Origin of the sequence: Shinella sp. S4-D37, from assembly GCF_040812195.1 — a bacterium.
Lineage (GTDB): Bacteria > Pseudomonadota > Alphaproteobacteria > Rhizobiales > Rhizobiaceae > Shinella.
On sequence record NZ_JBFNXL010000005.1, the window covers coordinates 1,051,870 to 1,069,809 of the forward strand.

The window sequence follows — 17,940 nt, forward strand, 5'->3', positions numbered from 1 at the left end:
AGGGAACGCCCCGCCGTCAGACGTCGTCGCGGATGCATGCCTTGACGTGGCCCGGCGCGACTTCGCGCAGCGGCGGCACGGCCGTGGCGCATGCGGGGAGCGCCTTCGGACAGCGGGTGCGGAAGACGCAGCCGCTCGGCGGGTTGGCGGGGCTGGGAATATCGCCCTTCAGGATCTCGCGCGCCCTTGCGGCGTCCGGGTCGGGCGAGGGGATCGCCGACATCAGGGCCTGCGTATAGGGATGTCGCGGGCGGGCATAGAGGTCCTCGCTCGTGGCGATCTCCATGATGCGGCCGAGATAGAGCACGATGACGCGGTCGCAGATATATTCGACGACGGCAAGGTCGTGCGAGATGAACAGCATGGTCAGGCCCAGGCGCTGCTGCAGGTCGCGCAGCAGATTCACCACCTGCGCCTGGATGGAGACGTCGAGCGCCGAGACCGGCTCGTCGGCGACGATGAAATCCGGCGCCAGCGTCAGGGCCCGGGCGATCCCGATGCGCTGGCGCTGGCCGCCGGAGAATTCGTGGGCGTAGCGGTTGATGGCGTCCGGCGGCAGTTCCACCTGTTCGAGCGCCTTCCTTGCCCGCTCCAGCCGCTCCGCCCGCGAGCCGATGCCCTGGATCTTCAGGCCTTCCGTCAGGATCTCGCCGACGGTCATGCGGGGCGACAGGGAGGCATAGGGGTCCTGGAAGATATATTGCATGCGCGGGCGCCGGCGGCGCATCTCGCCGCCCGAGAGCTTCGTCAGGTCGGCGCCGTCGAAGACGACCGCGCCCGCCGACGGCTCGATGAGCCGGACGACCGAACGGCCGATGGTGGTCTTGCCGCTGCCCGACTCGCCCACCAGCCCCACCACCTCGCCCTTCGCGATGTCGAAGGAGATGTTTTCCAGGATCTTCAGCGTCGCGCCGCGCGTCTGGTAGTGCTTGGCGAGGCCGCGGACGGAGAGGAGGGGCGCGGCGCTCATGCGGAAATCTCCTGCCAGCGGATGCAGCGGCTGTCGTGACGGTCGTTGACGGGCAAAAGCGCGGGCATGGTCTGGCGGCAGGCCTCGATCGCGAAGGGACATCGCGGCGCGAAGGCGCATCCGGCCGGAAGCTCGGCAAGGCTCGGCACCATGCCGGGAATGGCGGGCAGCTTTTCGCCGCTCCGTTTCATCGCGCTCGCCGTGCCGAGACGCGGCATCGATTTCAGCAAGCCCATCGTATAGGGGTGGCGCGGGGTTCTGAAGACGTCGGCGACCGGCCCGCTCTCCACGATGCGGCCGGCATACATCACCGCCACCCGGTGGGCGATCTCGGCGACCACCCCGAGATTGTGCGTGACGAACAGCATGCCCATGCCGCGCTCGCGCTGCAGCGCCTGCATCAGGTCGAGGATCTGTGCCTGGATGGTCACGTCGAGCGCGGTGGTCGGCTCGTCGGCGATCAACAGGGTGGGATCGCAGGCGAGCGCCATGGCGATCGTGGCGCGCTGGCGCATGCCGCCCGACAGTTCGTGCGGATACTGGCTCGCCCGGCGGCGCGCATCGGGAATGCCGACCTTGTCAAGCAGGCCGACGGCCGCCTCGATGCCCTCGCGCCGGCCGGTCCGCCGGTGGACGCGCAGCGATTCGGAGATCTGGTCGCCCACGGTGTAGACGGGGTTGAGGCTCGTCATCGGCTCCTGGAAGACCATGCCGATATCGTTGCCGCGGATTTGCCGCATCTCCTCCTCGCCGAGCGTGACGAGGTCCTTCGTCCTGCCGTCCTTGCCGCGGAAGCGGATCGCGCCGCGGTCGATCACGCCGATCCTGCGGGCCAGCAGCCGCATGACGGAGAGGCTGGTCACCGACTTGCCCGAACCCGATTCCCCGACCAGCGCCACCGTCTCGCCGGGGTGGATGGCAAGATCGATGCCGTCGACGGCCGCGATCTCCCGGCCGCGCACGCGAAAGACGGTCCTGAGGTTGCTGATTTCGAGAATGGCTTCGGGCGTCATCGGCAACCTCAGGAAAGAAGGCCGACGGAGCGCAGGATCTCGTCGATCCGGCCGGCTTCGGCCTCGTTGAGCGGTGCGCGCGGGCGCGCCATGACATTGGTGGCGATGATGCCGAGGCTGCGCATGGCGGTCTTGAAGCCGCCGACGCCCGTCGCCCCCCCGCTGACGCGGCCGGCGGCGACCCAGACGATCTCGAACAGCCGGCAGAGCCGCTCCTGTTCCTTGCGGGCGGCCTGCCAGTCGCCGCGCTGCGCGGCGTCCCACAGGCGGACATAGCCGGCCGGATCGACATTGGCGAGGCCCGGCACGACCCCGTGCGCGCCCATGGCGAGCACGCTGTCGACGACGATCTCGGAGCCGGTCATCAGGAAGACGTCCGGGGTGCCGGCAAGGTCGCTGAGGGCATAGCGGAAATTGCCGTCGTCGCCGGAGGAATCCTTCAGGCCGACGATCGTGCCTTCCTTCGCCAGCGTCACGACGGTCTGCCGGGAAAGCTTGGTGTGGACGCAGACCGGGATGTCATAGGCGATCAGCGGGATATCGACGGCGTTGCGGATGATGCGGAAGTGATCCAGCGTCTCGGCTTGGTTGGTGATGGTGTAGAAGGGCGCGGTGACGACGACGGCATCGGCCCCCACTTCCCTGGCGATGCGCGCATGGCGGATGACGCGGTCGGTGGCCGGATCGATGGCGCCGGCGATGACGGGCACGCGGCCGTTCGCCACCTTCACGGTGTGCTCGAGGATCCTGCGGCGCTCGGCCTCGTCGTAGAACACCACCTCGCTGGTCGAACCCAGCGGGAACAGGCCGTGGCAGCCGCTGTCGATCAGATGCTCGAGGACGCGCGTATAGGAGGCGTAGTCGACGGAGAAATCCTCGTTGAGGGGGGTGACGACGGGGGGGACGACGCCGGAGAACAGGGGCATTTGCTTCTCTTTCCAGGGTTTCAATTGAGGTCGGCGCGGGGGTCGAAGGCATCCCTCAGACCGTCGCCGATGAAGTTGATGGCAAGGACGGCCAGCACCAGCGCGCCGCCGGGAAACAGCCATTGCCAGGGGAACTGTTCGAGCACGGCGGTGGAGCGCGCGGTGTTCAGCATGTTGCCCCAGCTCGCCGCCGGCGGCGGTACGCCGAGGCCGAGGAACGAAAGGCCGGCTTCCAAAAGGATGGCGTTGGCGACCTGCAGCGTGGCGTAGACGACGAGGATGTCGATCGAATTGGGCAGGCCGTGCCGGAAGAGCAGGTGGCCGATGCCCGCGCCCATGCCGCGCGAGGCCATGACGAATTCCCGCTCGCGCAGTTCCAAAAGGCGCGCGCGGATCATCCGCGACAGGACCGGCCAGGACAGGAGCGCGATGACGAAGACGGTCGACCAGATGCCCGAGCCGACGATGGAGGCGAGGACCAGGAGGAAGATCACTGGCGGCAGCGTCATGGCAAGGTCGACCGAGCGCATGGCGAGCGCATCGGCAAAGCGCCCGCCGAAGGCCGAGACCGCGCCGACGAGGAAGCCGATCGCCGTCGACAGGACGACGGAGGAGACGGCGACCAGCAGCGAGATCCGCCCGCCTTCCAGCGTTCTTGCGAGCACGTCGCGCCCGACGCCGTCGGTGCCGAACCAGTGGGCCGCCGACGGGGCGGTATTCATTGCCAGGAGGTCGATGTCGTTGGGCTTGTAGGGCATCCACAGCGGATAGGTCAGCACCGCGGCGACGAGCGGAACGAGCAGCGCCACGCCGACGAGGGCCGCCCGGTTGAGGAGGAAGCGGCCGGCGGCGCGCGCCAGCGGTCCGGAGGAGGAAGGGGAGGCGGGCATCGTCATCTCAGGCCACCTTGATGCGCGGATCGATGACCGCATAGGCAAGGTCGGTCAGGATGTTGACGAGGATGACGCAGGCGCCGATGACGAGGGTGGCCCCCATGATGACCGGATAGTCTCGCGTTTCCACCGCGCTGATCAGCAGCAGGCCCATGCCCGGCCAGTTGAAGACGCTTTCGACGAAGATGGCGCCGCCGATGGCAAGGCCGATGGTCGAGCCGATCAGCGTGACGACGGGCAGCAGCGCGTTGCGCAGGGCATGCTTGGTGACGACCCAGAATTCCTTGACGCCCTTGGCGCGCGCGGTGCGGACATAGTCCTGGTTCAGCACTTCGAGCATCGAGGCGCGCATGTAGCGCATGATCAGCGCCGCATGGCCGATGGACAGCACGATCGCCGGCAGGATGAGGTGGTGCAGCAGGTCGCCCACCGAAAAGCCGGTCGCCGGGGTGAGCATGCCGCCCGACGGCGTCCATTTCAGTCGCACGGAAAAGACGTAGAGGCCGAGGAGAGCGGTGAGGAAGGCGGGGCTCGATATGCCGAGCAGGGCCAGCACCGAAAGGGAATAGTCGGGCATGGTGTTGCGGCGCACCGCGCCGAGGATGCCGCCGGCGATGCCGATGACGATGGCGATGGATATCCCGGCGCCCATCAGAAGCAGGGTCGGGCCGATGCGCGAGAGGATGAGGCCGGCCACCGTCTCGTTGAAGCGCTGGAGGGAATGGCCGAGATTGCCCTGGGCGGCTTGCGACAGCCAGGCGAGATATTGCACGGGCAGCGGCTGGTCGAGGCCGAGCCGCGCCCGCAGCGCGTCCATCGCCTCCTTCGTCATGGCGACGTTGGGATCGATATAGGCGTCGATCGGATCACCCGGCGTCAGCTGCAACAGCGTGAAGATCAGCACCGTCAGCGCAAGCAGCATGGCAAGCCCCACGACGAGGCGATGGAGACAGTAGCGTAGCATTCGGGTTCAACACCTTATCGAGCGGCTGGCCGAAGGCGGCCGGCGGCAAGGGCGCGGGATGACCCCGCGCCCTCTTGCCTGCGCCTATTCGGCGATCGACCACTTTTCCTCATGGGCCTGGTACGGGCCGCCGGCCGGGGCCGGGGTCCACGCGAAGTCCTTGAGTTTTGCCGAGGCGACGCCGTAGCGGTTGGCGACCCACATGGTCGCCCAGGGCAGCTCGGCATTGGTCGCCTTGCAGACGTCCTGGTAGCGGGCGTCGCGCTTGAAGGCGTCCGTCTCGGCAAGGGCGGCGTCGAGGGCGCCCGACACCGCGGCCATGCGGATGCGCATGATGTTGGCGCCGGCCGGCGGGATCTGCTTCTCGTTGAGGCCGATATTGATGTTCGATGCGTCCGGGCCGTTCTGCAGGCCGGCATAGATCAGCGGGAAATCGCCGGCATTGCCCGACTGCTGGTAGACGATCGAATTGTAGGTCGGCGTGTCGACGGCGCGCGGCACGATGTTGATGCCGACCTGCGACAGCATGGCCTGCATGGCGGCGAGCACGTTGGTGGCCAGCGGCGAGGTATAGTAGGTCAGGATCGTGATCGGCTTGTCGCCGTTGATCTTGTCCCAGCCCGCCTCCGCGAGAAGCTGCTTGGCCTTTTCCGGGTCGTAGGCGTAGGTCTCGATACCCCCGGGCACGAGCTGGTCGGCGACGTAGACGCAGTTCGCCGGCTTTGCCGCCCCGCCGTAGAGGCTCTGGATGATGGCGTCGCGGTTGATCGCGTACATGAAGGCCTGCCGGACGCGCAGGTCCTGCCAGAGCGGCACTTCCTGGTTGAAGCCGACATAGTTGACGACGTAGGAATCGCCTTCGATCACCTTGAAATTGCTGTCGCTGCTGAAGGTCGACACGTCGTTGGAATCGACATAGGTGAAGTGGATCTCGCCCGATCTCAGGGCCGCGATGGCGGCGGCCGGATCGGCGAAATAGCGGTTGATCAGCTTGTCGGCCGCCGGCTTGCCGCCGCGATAGTCCGGATTGGCGGCGAGCTCGACATACTGGTCGGTAACGTATTTGGTGAACTTGAACGGGCCGGTGCCGATGGGCGCGGTGGACCACCAGGCATGTTTCGCGATCTGCTCGGCGGGGATCGACGCAAGGGCGTGTTCCGGCAGCATCATCACCTTGGTCAGCGTGTCGAGCATGCTCGGCGCGGGCGAGGACAGGGTGAGGACGACCGTATGGTCGTCCGGTGTCTCGACGGACTGGACCACGCCGAGGCGCGCGGCGAAGACCGAGCCGGCCTTCTCGTTGCGGGCGAGATCGAGCGTGAAGCGGACATCGTTGGCGGTGAACGGCTTGCCGTCGTGCCATTTGGCGTCGGCGAGCTTGAAGGTATAGGTCTTCTGGTCGGCGCTGATCTCGTAGCTTTCGGCAAGCGCGCCGTCGATCTTCGCCAGCTTGTCGTCGTAGATGACCAGGGGCTCGAAATAGGTGACGAGCCAGGTGAAGCCGCTCGTCGCCGCCAGCGGATTGAAATTGCCCTGGAAGCCGCCCGGGCCGACGTCGAAGCCGCCCGAGATGGTGCCGCCCTGGGCGAAGGCATTGCCCGGTGCCAGGGGCACGGCGCCGAGCAAGGCCGCCGAAAGGGCGAGCGCCGAAAGTGTGGTCTTCAGATTCATGTCATCCTCCCTGATGAAACGGTGGTCTTGTTGTCGGCGATCACGCGGGTGATGCCGGCATAGTGCTTGTCGAGCCGGTCCCTGGCGGCGGCGAGGTCGCGCGTCTCCACGGCATCGACGATGGCGGCGTGGTCGCGCCAGGTCTGCATGGGGTCGGTATTGTTGAGGTTGACGAAGTCGGACGCCTTGTAGAAGGCCAGCCAGAACACCTCGATCAGTCGCAGCAGGACCTCGTTTTCCTGGCAGCGGAAGAGAAGCTGGTGGAAATGCCGGTCCTCCTCCGGGAAGCTCTCGCCATTCTCCGCGCGGACCTTCATCCGGTCGACGGTCTCGCGCAGTTCGCGGATGTCGTCGGCGCCGATTACCTCCAGCGTCCGCTCGATCAGGCCGACCTCGAGCGTGCGCCGGATGATGATGACCTCCTCGATCTGCTTCAGCGCGCCGCCGAGGCCGTAGGCGAGGTTCTCTAGCAAGGGCTCGAAGGAGAACGCCTTGACGAAGACGCCGATGCCGCGGCGCGATTCCAGCACGCCGACGGATTCCAGCGCCTTGATGCCCTCGCGCACCGAGTTGCGGCTTACGCCGAGCTGGGTTGCAAGCTCGCCCTCCGGCGGCAGGGGCGCGCCCGGATCGAGACGGTTGTCCTCGATATAGGCGCGCAGGCTTTCCTGCACCGAGACATGCAGGAGGGGGGCGCGCTTCAGGGGCTTGATCGACTTCACGTTCATCTTCGTCTCCGGTTGCCTTTTTGACTCCGAAAAGACAGTGGGCCCACGTCTATCCACTTGTAGGATATCTGTCAATTGGATATGGAAACCGCCAATAAGCGGTTCGCCTGCGGGATACGTCAAAGCGGTCCCGGCGCAAATGGGTTGTTGATGTTTTTTCAGAGGGTGGGTTCGTTCGCGCGGGCATCGCCCTGGGACGGTGCCGTTCTCCCCTTCTCCCCGCTGGGAAGAAGGGGGAGGAGGCGAGGGTTTCTTTCCCTATGTGACGGGCTTGTCAGGAAGGGATGCGTCGCCGGACCTTACTCGAACAGGTCGGGGTGGTTCGCCTCGATCTGCGGCAGGTCGGCGAGAATGCCGTTGAGGTGGCCGCGCATGGCGGCGGCGGCGGCCTCGGCGTCCCGCGTGTCGATGGCCGCGATGATGGCCTCGTGTTCGGCGACGAGCCGCGTCATGGAATCGGGATGGCGGAGCTGCAGGTTGCAGACCCGGTCCATATGGGCCTTGATGTCGGAAATGGCGTTCCAGGCCAGCGCGCAGCCGGCGCCCTCCGCGATCGCGATGTGAAACTGCTCGTCTTCCCGGCGGAAGGCGTTGTGATCGTCGTCATCGCGCGCGGCCTTCTGGCGGGTCAGGATCGCGTCGATCCGGCGCCGGGTCCAGGTGTCGAAGGCTTCGCTGGCGCGGCGGGCGACGGCGGTCTCGATCGCCTCGCGCACGAAGCGGGCCTCCATCATCTGGCGCGCCGAGATGCGCACGACCACGGTGCCGCGGTTGGGGCGGATGCTCACCAGCTTCGATTTGCCCAGCGCGATCAGCGCCTCCCGCACCGGCTGGCGCGAGACCCCCATGCGGGTCGCGATCTCCTGTTCGGAAAGCCGCATGCCCGGGGCGAGTTCCAGCCGGATGATGGATTCGCGCAGGTCCCGCTCCACTTGCGCTGCCGCGGTTTCGCCGGTGTCGATCTTCAGGGATTCAAGGTTCACGTCTTTTGCCGCCGTCATGCGTTGACATCCATTTAAAGCCACCATACAGTACCATACAAGTCATACGCAACAGAAATCCGGTAACCTGGAGGCCGGATCAACAGGGAGGGGCTGGCGCCATTCTGCCGGCCTTAAGACGATAGTGCTGTCCAATTTCATTGTTCCCGATTCCCGTGACCCGCGGCTGAATATTAAATCCCGCTATCGGATGCTTGTCGATGGCAAGTCCGTGGACGCGGCGTCCGGCCGGACGATCGACCGCGTCAGCCCCGGCCATGCCGGCGCCGTGGTCGGCACCTGGCCGGAGGCTTCAGCGGACGATGTGCGCCTGGCGATCGATGCCGCGCGCCGGGCCTTCGACACCGGCCCCTGGCCGCGCATGTCGGGCGCCGAGCGCTCGCGCCTGATGTTCAAGGTGGCGGACCTCGTCCTTCAGCATCAGGAAGAACTGGCGCTGGCCGAAAGCCTGGAGGTCGGCAAGCCGATCGCCCAGGCGCGCGGCGAGATCGGCTTCTGCGCCGACCTGTGGTCCTATGCCGCCGGCCAGGCCCGCGCGCTCGAAGGCCAGAGCCACAACAATATCGGCGACGATCGCCTCGGCCTCGTGCTGCGCGAGCCGGTCGGCGTCGTCGGCATCATCACGCCCTGGAACTTCCCCTTCATCATCGCCTGCGAGCGCGTGCCGTGGGCGATCGGCGCGGGCTGCACGGTGGTGCTGAAGCCGTCCGAATTCACCTCCGGCACCTCGATCCGCCTGGCGGAACTGGCGCGCGAAGCCGGCATTCCGGACGGCGTCTTCAATGTCGTCACGGGCTATGGCGATCCGGCCGGCCAGGTGCTGGCGGAGGACCCGGGCGTCGACATGGTCGCCTTCACCGGTTCCGTCCGCGTTGGCACCAAGCTCGGCGAGATCGCCGCGCGCAGCGTCAAGCGCGTCGGGCTGGAGCTTGGCGGCAAGGGGCCGCAGATCGTCTTCGCCGATGCCGACCTCGATGCGGCGGCCGACGGCATCGCCTACGGCGTCTACCACAATGCCGGCCAGTGCTGCATTTCCGGCAGCCGGCTGCTGGTCGAGGAGAGCGTGCGCGATGCGCTGATGGAACGCCTCCTCGACATTTCCCGCAAGGTGACCTTCGGCGACCCGCTGAACGAGCGCACCAGGATCGGCGCGATGATCTCCGAGGCGCATACGGAAAAGGTGCATTCCTATGTCGAGGCCGGCATCGCCGCCGGCGCGGAACTGCTGCTCGGCGGCGAGAGGGTCGGCAGGGAGGCCGGGCTCTATTATGCGCCGACCGTCTTTGCCGGCGTCACCCCCGACATGTCGATCGCCCGGGAGGAGATCTTCGGGCCGGTGCTCTCGACGCTCACCTTCAAGACGGCGGACGAGGCGGTCGCCATGGCGAATGCCACCGAATTCGGCCTTTCGGCCTGCGTCTGGTCCACCAATCTCGAAAACGCGCTGCAGAGCATCCGCCGCATCCGTGCCGGCCGCTGCTGGATCAACAGCGTGATCGACGGCACGCCGGAACTGCCGATCGGCGGCTACAAGAAGAGCGGCCTCGGCCGCGAACTCGGCCGCTACGGTTTCGACGAATATTCCCAGTTCAAGGGCGTGCATGTCACGCTCGGGCGCCCGGCGCCCTGGTTCGCATAACCGGCTGCTTCGGCAGGAGCAATTCCAGCAAAAGTGTGAAGCGGTTTTGCGTCCGGAATTGCGAAAAAACAAAGAGACAGAGCGTTTTCGCTTTTCGCAGAAAGGCGGAAAGGCTCGGGAGGAAAATCTCGGCCGGCGTGATCTTTGGTCGGAGCCCGCCAGCCGAGACTTGGGTCTTTTGGACCCGCATTGCACATCCAAAGGGAGGATACGCAAATGAAGTTGACCAGGTTGAGAACCGCTGCCCTGGCAGCGGGCCTGACCACCATGCTTGCTTCTTCGGCGCTTGCCGCAGACGTCAAGGCCACGATGATCATCTACCTCGATCCGAGTGTCCAGTTCTTTAATCCGGTGGTGAAGGGGGCGCAAGACGCAGCCGCCCAGTTCGGCGTCGATCTCGACGTGCAATATGCCAACAACGATCCGGTGCGCCAGAACGACCTGATCGAAAGCGCGACCGCGAGCGGCGTCGACGGCATCGCCGTCGCCATTTCCTCGTCGGACGCTTTCGACGAGAGCATCTGCGCGGCGGTCAAGGCCGGCATCGTCGTCATCGGCTTCAACAACGACGACCTCGAAGGTGCCAAGGGCAATTGCCGCCAGGCCTATGTCGGCATGGACGAGTTCGCCTCCGGCTATGAACTCGGCAACCGCATGATCAAGGAATTCGGCCTGAAATCCGGCGATGTCGTCTTCAACCCGCGCGAAATTCCCGAGGCGAGCTTCGCCGTCGCCCGCGGCGGCGGCATCGAGAAGGCGATGACGGAAGCCGGCATCAAGGTGGAGACGGTGCGCGCCGGCCTCGATCCGGCGGAAGCGCAGAACATCATGGCGCAGTTCCTCATCGCCAACCCGAGCGTCAAGGCGCTGTTCGGCACGGGCTCGGTGACCTCGACGGTTGGCGCGGGCGCGATCAAGGATGCCGGCATCGACATTCCCTTCGGCGGCTTCGACCTTGCCGTCGAGATCGTCAACGCGGTGGAGAGCGGCGCGATGTTCGCGACCATGGATCAGCAGCCCTATCTCCAGGGCTACTATCCGATCGCCCAGATCGCGCTGTCCAAGAAGTACGGGCTGACCCCGACCGATATCGACACGGGGCAGGGCGCCTTCCTCGACAAGTCGCGCATCAGTTCGGTCAAGCCGCTGATCGGCAGCTTCCGCTAGCGCTTTCTGACGCCACGAGCGGGAACCTGCCGGTTTGTCCGGCGGGTTCCCTGTTCCCAAAACGATCGAGTGCCAGACCGTGACCCCTATTCCCGCAGACAGTGCCGCGCCCCGGTCGCGGACCCAGAGACAATCCATCCTCAAGCAGATCATGGGCATGCCCGCCGGTGCGATCTTCCTCGTCTTCGCGACGTTGCAGATCGTCTGCATCGCCGGCGCGCTCCTCTATCCCAATGAGTTCCGCTATCTCTCGCCGCAGAATCTGACGATCCTGATGAAGGCGATCCCGGTGCTCGGCTGCCTGGCGCTCGGCGCGGGCGTGCTGATGATCGCCGGCGAATTCGACCTTTCGATAGGCTCCGTCTATACCTTCACGGCCGTGCTGATGGCGAGCCTCGTCGGCGCGGGCGTCAGCGCCTTCGTCGCCGCGCCGCTCGGCATCGTCGTCGGCCTGATGATCGGCCTTCTCAACGGCCATATCACGCTGCGCTTCGGCCTGCCGTCCTTCATCGTCACGCTCGGCGGCCTCCTGTTCTGGCGCGGCGCCGTGCTGCTCTATAACGGCGCGGTCCAGGTGCGCTTCGATCCGGAACCGCTCTTCACCAGCCTGTTTTCGGGCACGCTCCTCGGCATCAACGCCGCCTTCATCTGGATCGTGCTCCTCGTCGTCGGCTTCCATTTCCTGCTGCACCGCCACCGCTTCGGCAACCACGTCTTCGCGACGGGGGGCAATCGCGGCGCGGCGGAGGCGATCGGCATCAATACGGGCCGTGTCAAGCTCGTCGCCTTCGCCATCGCCGGCGGCATGGCGGCGGTCGCGGGCATCCTCGCCACGGCCCGCGTCGGCAGCGTGCAGCCCGGGCAGGGCGCCGGCCTCGAACTCCAGGCGATCGCCGCCTGCGTCATCGGCGGCCTGTCGCTTCGCGGCGGGCGCGGCTCGATCGTCGGCATCTTCCTCGGCGTGCTGCTGATCCACACCATTACCGACGTGCTCCTGCTCCTGCGCGCACCCGGCTTCTATCTCGACATGTTCATCGCGACCCTGATCGTGCTGGCCGCCATCTTCAACCATCTCATCGAGCGGCGAGGCGTTGCGTGATGACCAATCTCCTCGAACTGCACAACATCTCCAAGAGTTTTGGCGCGCTGACGGCGCTGCGCAATCTCAGCTTCCACATCGGCGAGGGCGAGGTGGTCGGCCTGCTCGGCGACAACGGTGCCGGCAAGTCGACGACGGTCAACCTCATCTCCGGCATCCACAAGCCGACGGACGGTTATCTCAGCGTCGACGGCAGGAAGACGCTGTTCACCTGCCGCTCGGATTCGGCGGAGGCCGGCATCGAGACGATCTACCAGCACACGGCCCTCGTCGACAGCCTCTCGATCACCCGCAACATCTTCATGGGGCGCGAACTGACGGACCGCTTCGGCTTCCTGCGGCAGGCGGAGATGCGCGAGATCGCCATGGAGGTGCTGCAGAACGCCGTCCACATCTCCGGCATCGATTCCCCCGATACGCTGGTCGGCAATCTCTCGGGCGGCCAGAAGCAGGCCGTCGCCATCGCCCGCGCCGTCTACTTCAAGAAGCGCGTGCTGCTGCTCGACGAGCCGACCTCGGCGCTCTCCGTGCGTGAGACGGAGGCGCTCCTGAACCAGGTCCTGAAGCTGAAGGCGGAGAACGTCTCCAGCGTGCTGGTGACCCACAATATCTACCACGCCTATCAGGTCTGCGACCGGTTCGTGATCATGAGCCACGGCACCAAGGTCTTCGACGTCGCCAAGGCCGACACGACGATCAGCCAGCTCACCGACTATGTCGTGCTCACCTGATGTCCATTTCCGAAAGCAAGAGGCAGATGCCGTGACAGTTTCCGTATCCGTACGCCAGGCCGTTGGGCCTGAGGACGCCGCAAGGCGCAACACGAAGGGCTTGCGCGAGGGCTTCGTCATCGAGGCGATGTTCAAGCCGGGCGAGGTCAATCTCACCTACAGCCATCTAGACCGCATGATCGTCGGCGGCGTCGCGCCGGTTCGCGAAAGGCTCGTCATCGACCGTGTCGCCGAGACCGGCACGGAGCGCTTTCTGGAACGCCGCGAGGCCGCCATCGTCAATATCGGCGGGAGCGGCACGGTCAGCGTCGGCGGGCGGGAGCATGCGCTCGGCTTCCAGGAGGCGATCTATGTCGGCATGGGCGAAGGCGCGCTCGGCTTTGCGAGCGACGATCCGGCCGCCCCCGCGCTGTTCTATCTCCTCAGCGCCCCGGCGCACCGCGCCTGCCCGACGGTGCACATCACCCGCGACATGGCGAAGAAGGTGCATCTCGGCTCGGCGGAGGAATCCAACGCCCGCACCATCAACCAGTATGTGCATCCCGACGTCTGCGAGAGCTGCCAGCTTCTCGTCGGCCTCACCATGTTCGAGCCGGGCTCGGTGTGGAACACCATGCCGGCGCATGTGCACGACCGCCGCATGGAGGTCTATCTCTATTTCGGCATGGAGGCGGCGACGCGCATCTTCCACTTCATGGGCGAGCCGGGCGAGACGCGGCATGTGGTCCTGAAGAACCACGAGGCGGTGCTGTCGCCGGGCTGGTCGATCCATTCCGGCGCCGGCACGGGCCGATACGCCTTCATCTGGGCGATGGCGGGCGATAACATGAGCTTCACCGACATGGACAAGGTGCCGATGGAAGCGCTTCTATGACCCTCTTCGATCTTTCGGGCCGCACGGCGATCGTCACCGGCGCCAATACCGGCATCGGCCGCGCCATCGCGGCGGGGCTCGCCGGGGCGGGCGCCGACATTGTCGGCGTCGGCCGCTCCGCCATGACCGGAACGGAAGCGGACGTCGCGGCCGCCGGCCGCCGCTTCACCGCCATCCATGCGGATCTTTCCAGGGCGGAGAGCGCCGGCAAGGTCATGGCCGAAGCGGCTGCGGCCGGTGCGGTAGCCGACATCCTCGTCAACAATGCCGGCATCATCCGCCGGGCCGACGCGCTGGATTTCACGGAGGAGGACTGGGACGCGGTGCTCGACACCAACCTGAAATCCGTCTTCTTCCTCTGCCAGGCCTTCGCCCGGGCGGCGATTACCGCCGGACGGCCCGCGAAGATCATCAACATCGCCTCGCTGCTCTCCTTCCAGGGCGGCATCCGCGTGCCGTCCTACACGGCGGCCAAGAGCGGCCTTGCCGGTCTTACCAAACTGCTGGCGAACGAATGGGCGGCGCGCGGCATCAACGTCAACGCCATCGCCCCCGGCTATGTCGAGACGAACAACACGACCGCGCTCAGGGCGGATGCGGAGCGCAACGCCGATATCCTGAAGCGCATTCCCGCCGGCCGGTGGGCGCGGCCGGACGACATGGTCGGCGCCGCGATCTTCCTCGCGGCGCCGGCGGCAGACTATGTGCATGGCACCATCCTGCCGGTCGACGGCGGATGGCTCGCCCGATGAGAGGTCAAGATGCAACCCTATACACGTCCTGAAGACGCCGTCTGGACCGAGGTCGCCCCCGGCAACCGCCGCGCGGTGCTGAGCCATCGCCCGGAAATGATGCTGGTGGCGTTCCGTTTCGATGAAGGCGCCGTGGGGGCGCCGCATTCCCATCCCCACACGCAGGTGAGCTACATCGCCGAAGGCGCGTTCGACGTCACGATAGACGGCGTCACGACGCGCCTTGCCGCGGGAAGCAGCTTCATCGTCGCCCCGAACCTCGTTCACGGCGTGGTCGCGCTCGCCCCCGGTCTCCTGATCGACACGTTCACGCCGCGGCGCGACGACTTTCTCTAGCAAGGCTCCGCCGGAGCCTGAAGAAGCCAGTTGAGCGACGGACGGTCCGTAGGATCGCCCGTCGTTTCGTCGTGGGTTTTCCGTTTTTTCCGATCGCCCGACTTGCTTTCATTCGCCATCTTGTATACTAGAATACATATGGTGCCTCGGGAGGAACCCGGAAGGCTCACAGGAGAGGATTATGATTCATTTCAGCAAGCTTCGCATCGTCGCCGGCGCCGTTGCCGGCCTGGCGCTCATGGCCTCGGCCGCCGTTGCGCAGGAGGTTCCCGCTGCCGGCGTAAGCGCGCGGATCGACGCGATCAAGGCCGCAGGCGAACTGCGCGCCGGCGTCCTGGCCAACCCGCCGTGGCTCGTGGAAGACACGACCGGCGCGGGCGAGCCCTGGCGCGGCCCGGCCTGGAACCTGGCGCTCGCCTATGCGGAAAAGCTCGGCGTGAAGCTCGTGCCGGTTGCCGTTTCCCATGAGACGAAGGTGCCGGTACTGGCCGCCAACCAGGTCGACATGACGATCTCGCCGCTGTCCATGACGAAGCAGCGCATGGAGGTCGTCGATTTCGTGACCTATTCGCGCACCTCGCTCTGCGTCTTCGGCAAGGCGTCCAACCCGAAGGTCGCCAATGCCAAGTCGGTCGACGATTTCGACAATCCCGACGTCACCATCGCCTATTTCACGGGCGGCGGCGAAGAGAACTGGGTGAAGGAACGCTTCCCCAAGGCGACCCTGCGCGGCGTGACAAGCGCCGGTACGGCCGCCCCCGTCGAGGAGATCATGGCCGGCCGCGCCGATGTCGCGCCGATCAACCGCATTCCCTATGTCGCGCTGGCGCGCAAGGTGAAGGGCCTGGAGGCCCTGCCGCGCGAGAACAACTGCCAGGACAGCACCGAGGCCGTCAACGAGATCGGTCTCGCCGTCGACAAGAACCAGCCGGAATATGTCGAATGGCTGCGCGCGGTCGCCGAGAAGATGCTTCCCGAACTGCAGGCGCAAGAGGAAGCCGAAGTCGCCAAGATGTAAGCGGCATCGGGCTGCGGCCGGCGAAACCGCCGGCCGCGCTCCTTCTGGAGAAAGACCATGGAACTGAACCTTTCCGCAGTGCTGGATAGCTGGCGTTTTCTTCTCAGCGGGCTCGGGGTCACGCTCCTGCTCGCCGCCGGTGTGACCGTGCTCAGCACGGTGGCCGGCACGCTGCTCGCCCTCGGGCGGCTCTACGGCTCGCGCTGGCTGAGCGCCGTCATCGTCTTCTATATCGACTCGATGCGGGCGATCCCGGTCCTCGTGGTGCTCGTCTGGGTCTATTTCGCCCTGCCGATCGCGACGGGCCTCAACCTTCCGCCCTTCTGGTCCGCTCTCCTGTCGCTTTCCGCCCATCTTGCCGCCTATGTGGCGGAGGTCGTGCGGGCGGGCATCCAGTCGGTCCGCCCAGGCCAGGTGCGCGCCGGCATGGCGCTCGGCATGACCCGCGCCCAGATCCTGCGCAAGATCGTCATGCCGCAGGCTGTCGTGCGCATGCTGCCGGCCTTCGGTTCGCTCCTGTCGCTCGCCGTCAAGGACACGGCCATCGCGACGGTCATCGCCGTTCCCGAACTGATGCGTCGCGCCGATGCGGTCGCCGGCCAGACCTATGCACCGGTCGAGGTCTTCACCACCGTGATGATCCTCTATTTCATCGTCATCTTCCCGCTCACCCGAGGCATCGACATGATTTATCGCCGCATTTCCTTCCTGGGCCGGTCATGACGTTCGATTGGTCCATCATCTGGCAGAGCATGGGCGCGCTCTGGCACGGAGCCCTCATCACCATCGGTCTCACCGTGCTGACGATGGTGGTCGCCGTTCCCTGCGGCATCGTCGTCGCGCTCCTGCGGGAATCCCGGCTGAAGCCGGTGGCCGCGGCCGCCACGGCCTATGTCGAATTGATGCGGAACGTTCCCATCATCCTCCTCGTCTACTGGGCCTTCTACGTGCTGCCCATCCTGACCGGCATCGGCTTCTCGCCGTTCATGACGGGGCTGGTCGCGCTCGTCCTCAACAACGCGGCCTATAATTCCGAAACCTTCCGCTCGGGCATCCGCTCGATCCGCAAGGGCCAGACGGAAGCGGGCCTCGCGCTCGGCATGAGCGAGGGCCAGGCCTTCCGCCAGATCGTCCTGCCGCAGGCCTGGCGCCGCGTGCTGCCGATCCTCGCCACCACCTGGGTCACGCTGTTCAAGGACACCTCGCTGGTCTCGGTGATTGCCGTCGGCGATCTCGCGCATACCGCGCTGCAGATCCGCTCGCAGTCCTTCCGGGTTATCGAAATGCTCACCGCGATGGCCGCGATCTACTGGCTGCTCGGCTATCCGCAGGCCAAGGTCGTGGACTGGATCCACCGCAAATACGGGGTCACCGAATGACTGAGACGCTCGCCAAACTCCCGCAGGGCTCCGCCCTTCCCGACGTGGTGATCGAATACCGCGACGTGCGCAAGCAATACGGCGATTTCGTCGCCCTTGCCGGGGTCGACCTCGAAGTGCGCCGCGGCCAGGTCGTCTGCCTGATCGGCCCGTCGGGCTCGGGGAAATCGACGCTGCTGCGCTGCACCAACGGCCTTGAGACCATGACCTCGGGCGAGGTCTATTTCGACGGCACGCCGCTGTCGAAGGACCCGCGCAAGACGCGGCTCATCCGCCAGCGCATGGGCATGGTGTTCCAGAATTTCGAGCTGTTCCCGCACAAGACCGCCATCGGCAACATCATGATGGGACCGATGACCGTCCTCGGCCTCAGCGAGGACAAGGCGCGGGCGCGGGCGGAGGCGCTGCTTGCCAAGGTCGGCCTTTCCGAGAAGGCGGACAACTACCCCGCCAACCTTTCCGGCGGGCAGCAGCAGCGCGTCGCCATCGCGCGCGCTCTTGCCATGGAGCCGGAAGTCATGCTTTTTGACGAGCCGACATCGGCCCTCGACCCCGAAACGATCGGGGAGGTGCTGAACGTGATGAAGCGGCTGGCCGACGACGGGATGACCATGGTGGTGGTGACACATGAAATGACCTTTGCCCGGCGCGTGGCCGACCATGTGGTCGTCTTCGCAAATGGGCAGATCGTCGAGCAGGGGCCGCCGCAGCAGATCTTCGATGCGCCGCAGACCGCGCGCACCCGCGACTTCCTCAGCCATCTCGGGTGGGACGGATGA

19 protein-coding genes are annotated in these 17,940 nt (G+C 66.1%); 11 read left to right on the top strand and 8 right to left on the bottom strand.

What is annotated here, in order from left to right:
- Nucleotides 1-16 precede the first annotated feature (16 nt).
- The 8 genes from AB3G45_RS12570 to AB3G45_RS12605 all read right to left on the bottom strand — a co-directional run bounded on the left by AB3G45_RS12570 (nucleotide 17) and on the right by AB3G45_RS12605 (nucleotide 8,166).
- Entirely contained in the window at nucleotides 17-970 is a 954-nt protein-coding gene (locus AB3G45_RS12570) for an ABC transporter ATP-binding protein (RefSeq protein ID WP_367830877.1), read from the bottom strand.
- A complete protein-coding gene (locus AB3G45_RS12575) occupies nucleotides 967-1,983 on the bottom strand; it encodes an ABC transporter ATP-binding protein (RefSeq protein WP_367830878.1) in 1,017 nt (338 codons plus the stop codon). The genes AB3G45_RS12570 and AB3G45_RS12575 overlap by 4 nt, the downstream gene beginning before the upstream one ends.
- An 8-nt stretch (nucleotides 1,984-1,991) precedes the next feature.
- Nucleotides 1,992-2,909 carry a dihydrodipicolinate synthase family protein gene (locus AB3G45_RS12580; protein ID WP_367830879.1) on the bottom strand — a complete coding sequence of 306 codons (918 nt, stop codon included), beginning with the start codon at nucleotides 2,907-2,909 and terminating at the stop codon, nucleotides 1,992-1,994.
- A gap of 20 nt (nucleotides 2,910-2,929) precedes the next feature.
- Entirely contained in the window at nucleotides 2,930-3,799 is an 870-nt protein-coding gene (locus AB3G45_RS12585; protein ID WP_367833568.1) for an ABC transporter permease, read from the bottom strand.
- Nucleotides 3,800-3,806: 7 nt separating this feature from the next.
- On the bottom strand, nucleotides 3,807-4,766 hold the full coding sequence (locus tag AB3G45_RS12590; protein WP_367830880.1) for an ABC transporter permease: 960 nt from the start codon (nucleotides 4,764-4,766) through the stop codon (nucleotides 3,807-3,809).
- An 84-nt stretch (nucleotides 4,767-4,850) separates the two neighbouring features.
- Nucleotides 4,851-6,437, bottom strand: coding sequence for an ABC transporter substrate-binding protein (locus tag AB3G45_RS12595; RefSeq protein WP_367830881.1), 1,587 nt, complete (start codon nucleotides 6,435-6,437; stop codon nucleotides 4,851-4,853).
- Entirely contained in the window at nucleotides 6,434-7,165 is a 732-nt protein-coding gene (locus AB3G45_RS12600) for a FadR/GntR family transcriptional regulator (RefSeq protein WP_367830882.1), read from the bottom strand. Before AB3G45_RS12600 ends, AB3G45_RS12595 begins: the two co-directional genes overlap by 4 nt.
- Nucleotides 7,166-7,464: 299 nt before the next feature.
- Nucleotides 7,465-8,166: a GntR family transcriptional regulator gene (locus AB3G45_RS12605; protein ID WP_367830883.1), complete on the bottom strand. Its 702-nt coding sequence runs from the start codon at nucleotides 8,164-8,166 to the stop codon at nucleotides 7,465-7,467.
- Nucleotides 8,167-8,290: 124 nt separating this feature from the next.
- Between AB3G45_RS12605 and AB3G45_RS12610 the strand changes: the two genes are divergently transcribed.
- The 11 genes from AB3G45_RS12610 to AB3G45_RS12660 all read left to right on the top strand — a co-directional run bounded on the left by AB3G45_RS12610 (nucleotide 8,291) and on the right by AB3G45_RS12660 (nucleotide 17,940).
- Nucleotides 8,291-9,805 carry an aldehyde dehydrogenase family protein gene (locus AB3G45_RS12610; protein WP_367830884.1) on the top strand — a complete coding sequence of 505 codons (1,515 nt, stop codon included), beginning with the start codon at nucleotides 8,291-8,293 and terminating at the stop codon, nucleotides 9,803-9,805.
- A 216-nt stretch (nucleotides 9,806-10,021) separates the two neighbouring features.
- Nucleotides 10,022-10,972 carry a substrate-binding domain-containing protein gene (locus tag AB3G45_RS12615; RefSeq protein ID WP_367830885.1) on the top strand — a complete coding sequence of 317 codons (951 nt, stop codon included), beginning with the start codon at nucleotides 10,022-10,024 and terminating at the stop codon, nucleotides 10,970-10,972.
- A 79-nt stretch (nucleotides 10,973-11,051) separates the two neighbouring features.
- A complete protein-coding gene (locus AB3G45_RS12620) occupies nucleotides 11,052-12,071 on the top strand; it encodes an ABC transporter permease (RefSeq protein ID WP_367830886.1) in 1,020 nt (339 codons plus the stop codon).
- Nucleotides 12,071-12,802, top strand: a complete 732-nt coding sequence (locus tag AB3G45_RS12625; protein ID WP_367833569.1) for an ATP-binding cassette domain-containing protein — start codon at nucleotides 12,071-12,073, stop codon at nucleotides 12,800-12,802. The genes AB3G45_RS12620 and AB3G45_RS12625 overlap by 1 nt, the downstream gene beginning before the upstream one ends.
- Before the next feature lie 31 nt (nucleotides 12,803-12,833).
- Entirely contained in the window at nucleotides 12,834-13,676 is an 843-nt protein-coding gene (kduI, locus tag AB3G45_RS12630; RefSeq protein ID WP_367830887.1) for a 5-dehydro-4-deoxy-D-glucuronate isomerase, read from the top strand.
- Nucleotides 13,673-14,428, top strand: a complete 756-nt coding sequence (gene kduD / locus AB3G45_RS12635; RefSeq protein ID WP_367830888.1) for a 2-dehydro-3-deoxy-D-gluconate 5-dehydrogenase KduD — start codon at nucleotides 13,673-13,675, stop codon at nucleotides 14,426-14,428. Before kduI ends, kduD begins: the two co-directional genes overlap by 4 nt.
- Before the next feature lie 9 nt (nucleotides 14,429-14,437).
- Nucleotides 14,438-14,764 carry a cupin domain-containing protein gene (locus AB3G45_RS12640; protein WP_367830889.1) on the top strand — a complete coding sequence of 109 codons (327 nt, stop codon included), beginning with the start codon at nucleotides 14,438-14,440 and terminating at the stop codon, nucleotides 14,762-14,764.
- 181 nt (nucleotides 14,765-14,945) lie between these two features.
- Nucleotides 14,946-15,782, top strand: coding sequence for a substrate-binding periplasmic protein (locus tag AB3G45_RS12645; protein ID WP_367830890.1), 837 nt, complete (start codon nucleotides 14,946-14,948; stop codon nucleotides 15,780-15,782).
- Between the two features lie 57 nt (nucleotides 15,783-15,839).
- On the top strand, nucleotides 15,840-16,505 hold the full coding sequence (locus AB3G45_RS12650; protein ID WP_367830891.1) for an amino acid ABC transporter permease: 666 nt from the start codon (nucleotides 15,840-15,842) through the stop codon (nucleotides 16,503-16,505).
- Entirely contained in the window at nucleotides 16,502-17,161 is a 660-nt protein-coding gene (locus tag AB3G45_RS12655; protein WP_367830892.1) for an amino acid ABC transporter permease, read from the top strand. The genes AB3G45_RS12650 and AB3G45_RS12655 overlap by 4 nt, the downstream gene beginning before the upstream one ends.
- Nucleotides 17,158-17,940, top strand: a complete 783-nt coding sequence (locus AB3G45_RS12660) for an amino acid ABC transporter ATP-binding protein (protein WP_367830893.1) — start codon at nucleotides 17,158-17,160, stop codon at nucleotides 17,938-17,940. Before AB3G45_RS12655 ends, AB3G45_RS12660 begins: the two co-directional genes overlap by 4 nt.

Coding starts and splice junctions, on each gene's coding strand:
- AB3G45_RS12570 (WP_367830877.1), bottom strand. CDS start 970: ATGAGCGCCGCGCCCCTCCTCTCCGTCCGCGGCCTCGCCAAGCACTAC.
- AB3G45_RS12575 (WP_367830878.1), bottom strand. CDS start 1,983: ATGACGCCCGAAGCCATTCTCGAAATCAGCAACCTCAGGACCGTCTTT.
- AB3G45_RS12580 (WP_367830879.1), bottom strand. CDS start 2,909: ATGCCCCTGTTCTCCGGCGTCGTCCCCCCCGTCGTCACCCCCCTCAAC.
- AB3G45_RS12585 (WP_367833568.1), bottom strand. CDS start 3,799: ATGCCCGCCTCCCCTTCCTCCTCCGGACCGCTGGCGCGCGCCGCCGGC.
- AB3G45_RS12590 (WP_367830880.1), bottom strand. CDS start 4,766: ATGCTACGCTACTGTCTCCATCGCCTCGTCGTGGGGCTTGCCATGCTG.
- AB3G45_RS12595 (WP_367830881.1), bottom strand. CDS start 6,437: ATGAATCTGAAGACCACACTTTCGGCGCTCGCCCTTTCGGCGGCCTTG.
- AB3G45_RS12600 (WP_367830882.1), bottom strand. CDS start 7,165: ATGAACGTGAAGTCGATCAAGCCCCTGAAGCGCGCCCCCCTCCTGCAT.
- AB3G45_RS12605 (WP_367830883.1), bottom strand. CDS start 8,166: ATGACGGCGGCAAAAGACGTGAACCTTGAATCCCTGAAGATCGACACC.
- AB3G45_RS12615 (WP_367830885.1), top strand. CDS start 10,022: ATGAAGTTGACCAGGTTGAGAACCGCTGCCCTGGCAGCGGGCCTGACC.
- AB3G45_RS12625 (WP_367833569.1), top strand. CDS start 12,071: ATGACCAATCTCCTCGAACTGCACAACATCTCCAAGAGTTTTGGCGCG.
- kduD (WP_367830888.1), top strand. CDS start 13,673: ATGACCCTCTTCGATCTTTCGGGCCGCACGGCGATCGTCACCGGCGCC.
- AB3G45_RS12640 (WP_367830889.1), top strand. CDS start 14,438: ATGCAACCCTATACACGTCCTGAAGACGCCGTCTGGACCGAGGTCGCC.
- AB3G45_RS12645 (WP_367830890.1), top strand. CDS start 14,946: ATGATTCATTTCAGCAAGCTTCGCATCGTCGCCGGCGCCGTTGCCGGC.
- AB3G45_RS12650 (WP_367830891.1), top strand. CDS start 15,840: ATGGAACTGAACCTTTCCGCAGTGCTGGATAGCTGGCGTTTTCTTCTC.
- AB3G45_RS12655 (WP_367830892.1), top strand. CDS start 16,502: ATGACGTTCGATTGGTCCATCATCTGGCAGAGCATGGGCGCGCTCTGG.
- AB3G45_RS12660 (WP_367830893.1), top strand. CDS start 17,158: ATGACTGAGACGCTCGCCAAACTCCCGCAGGGCTCCGCCCTTCCCGAC.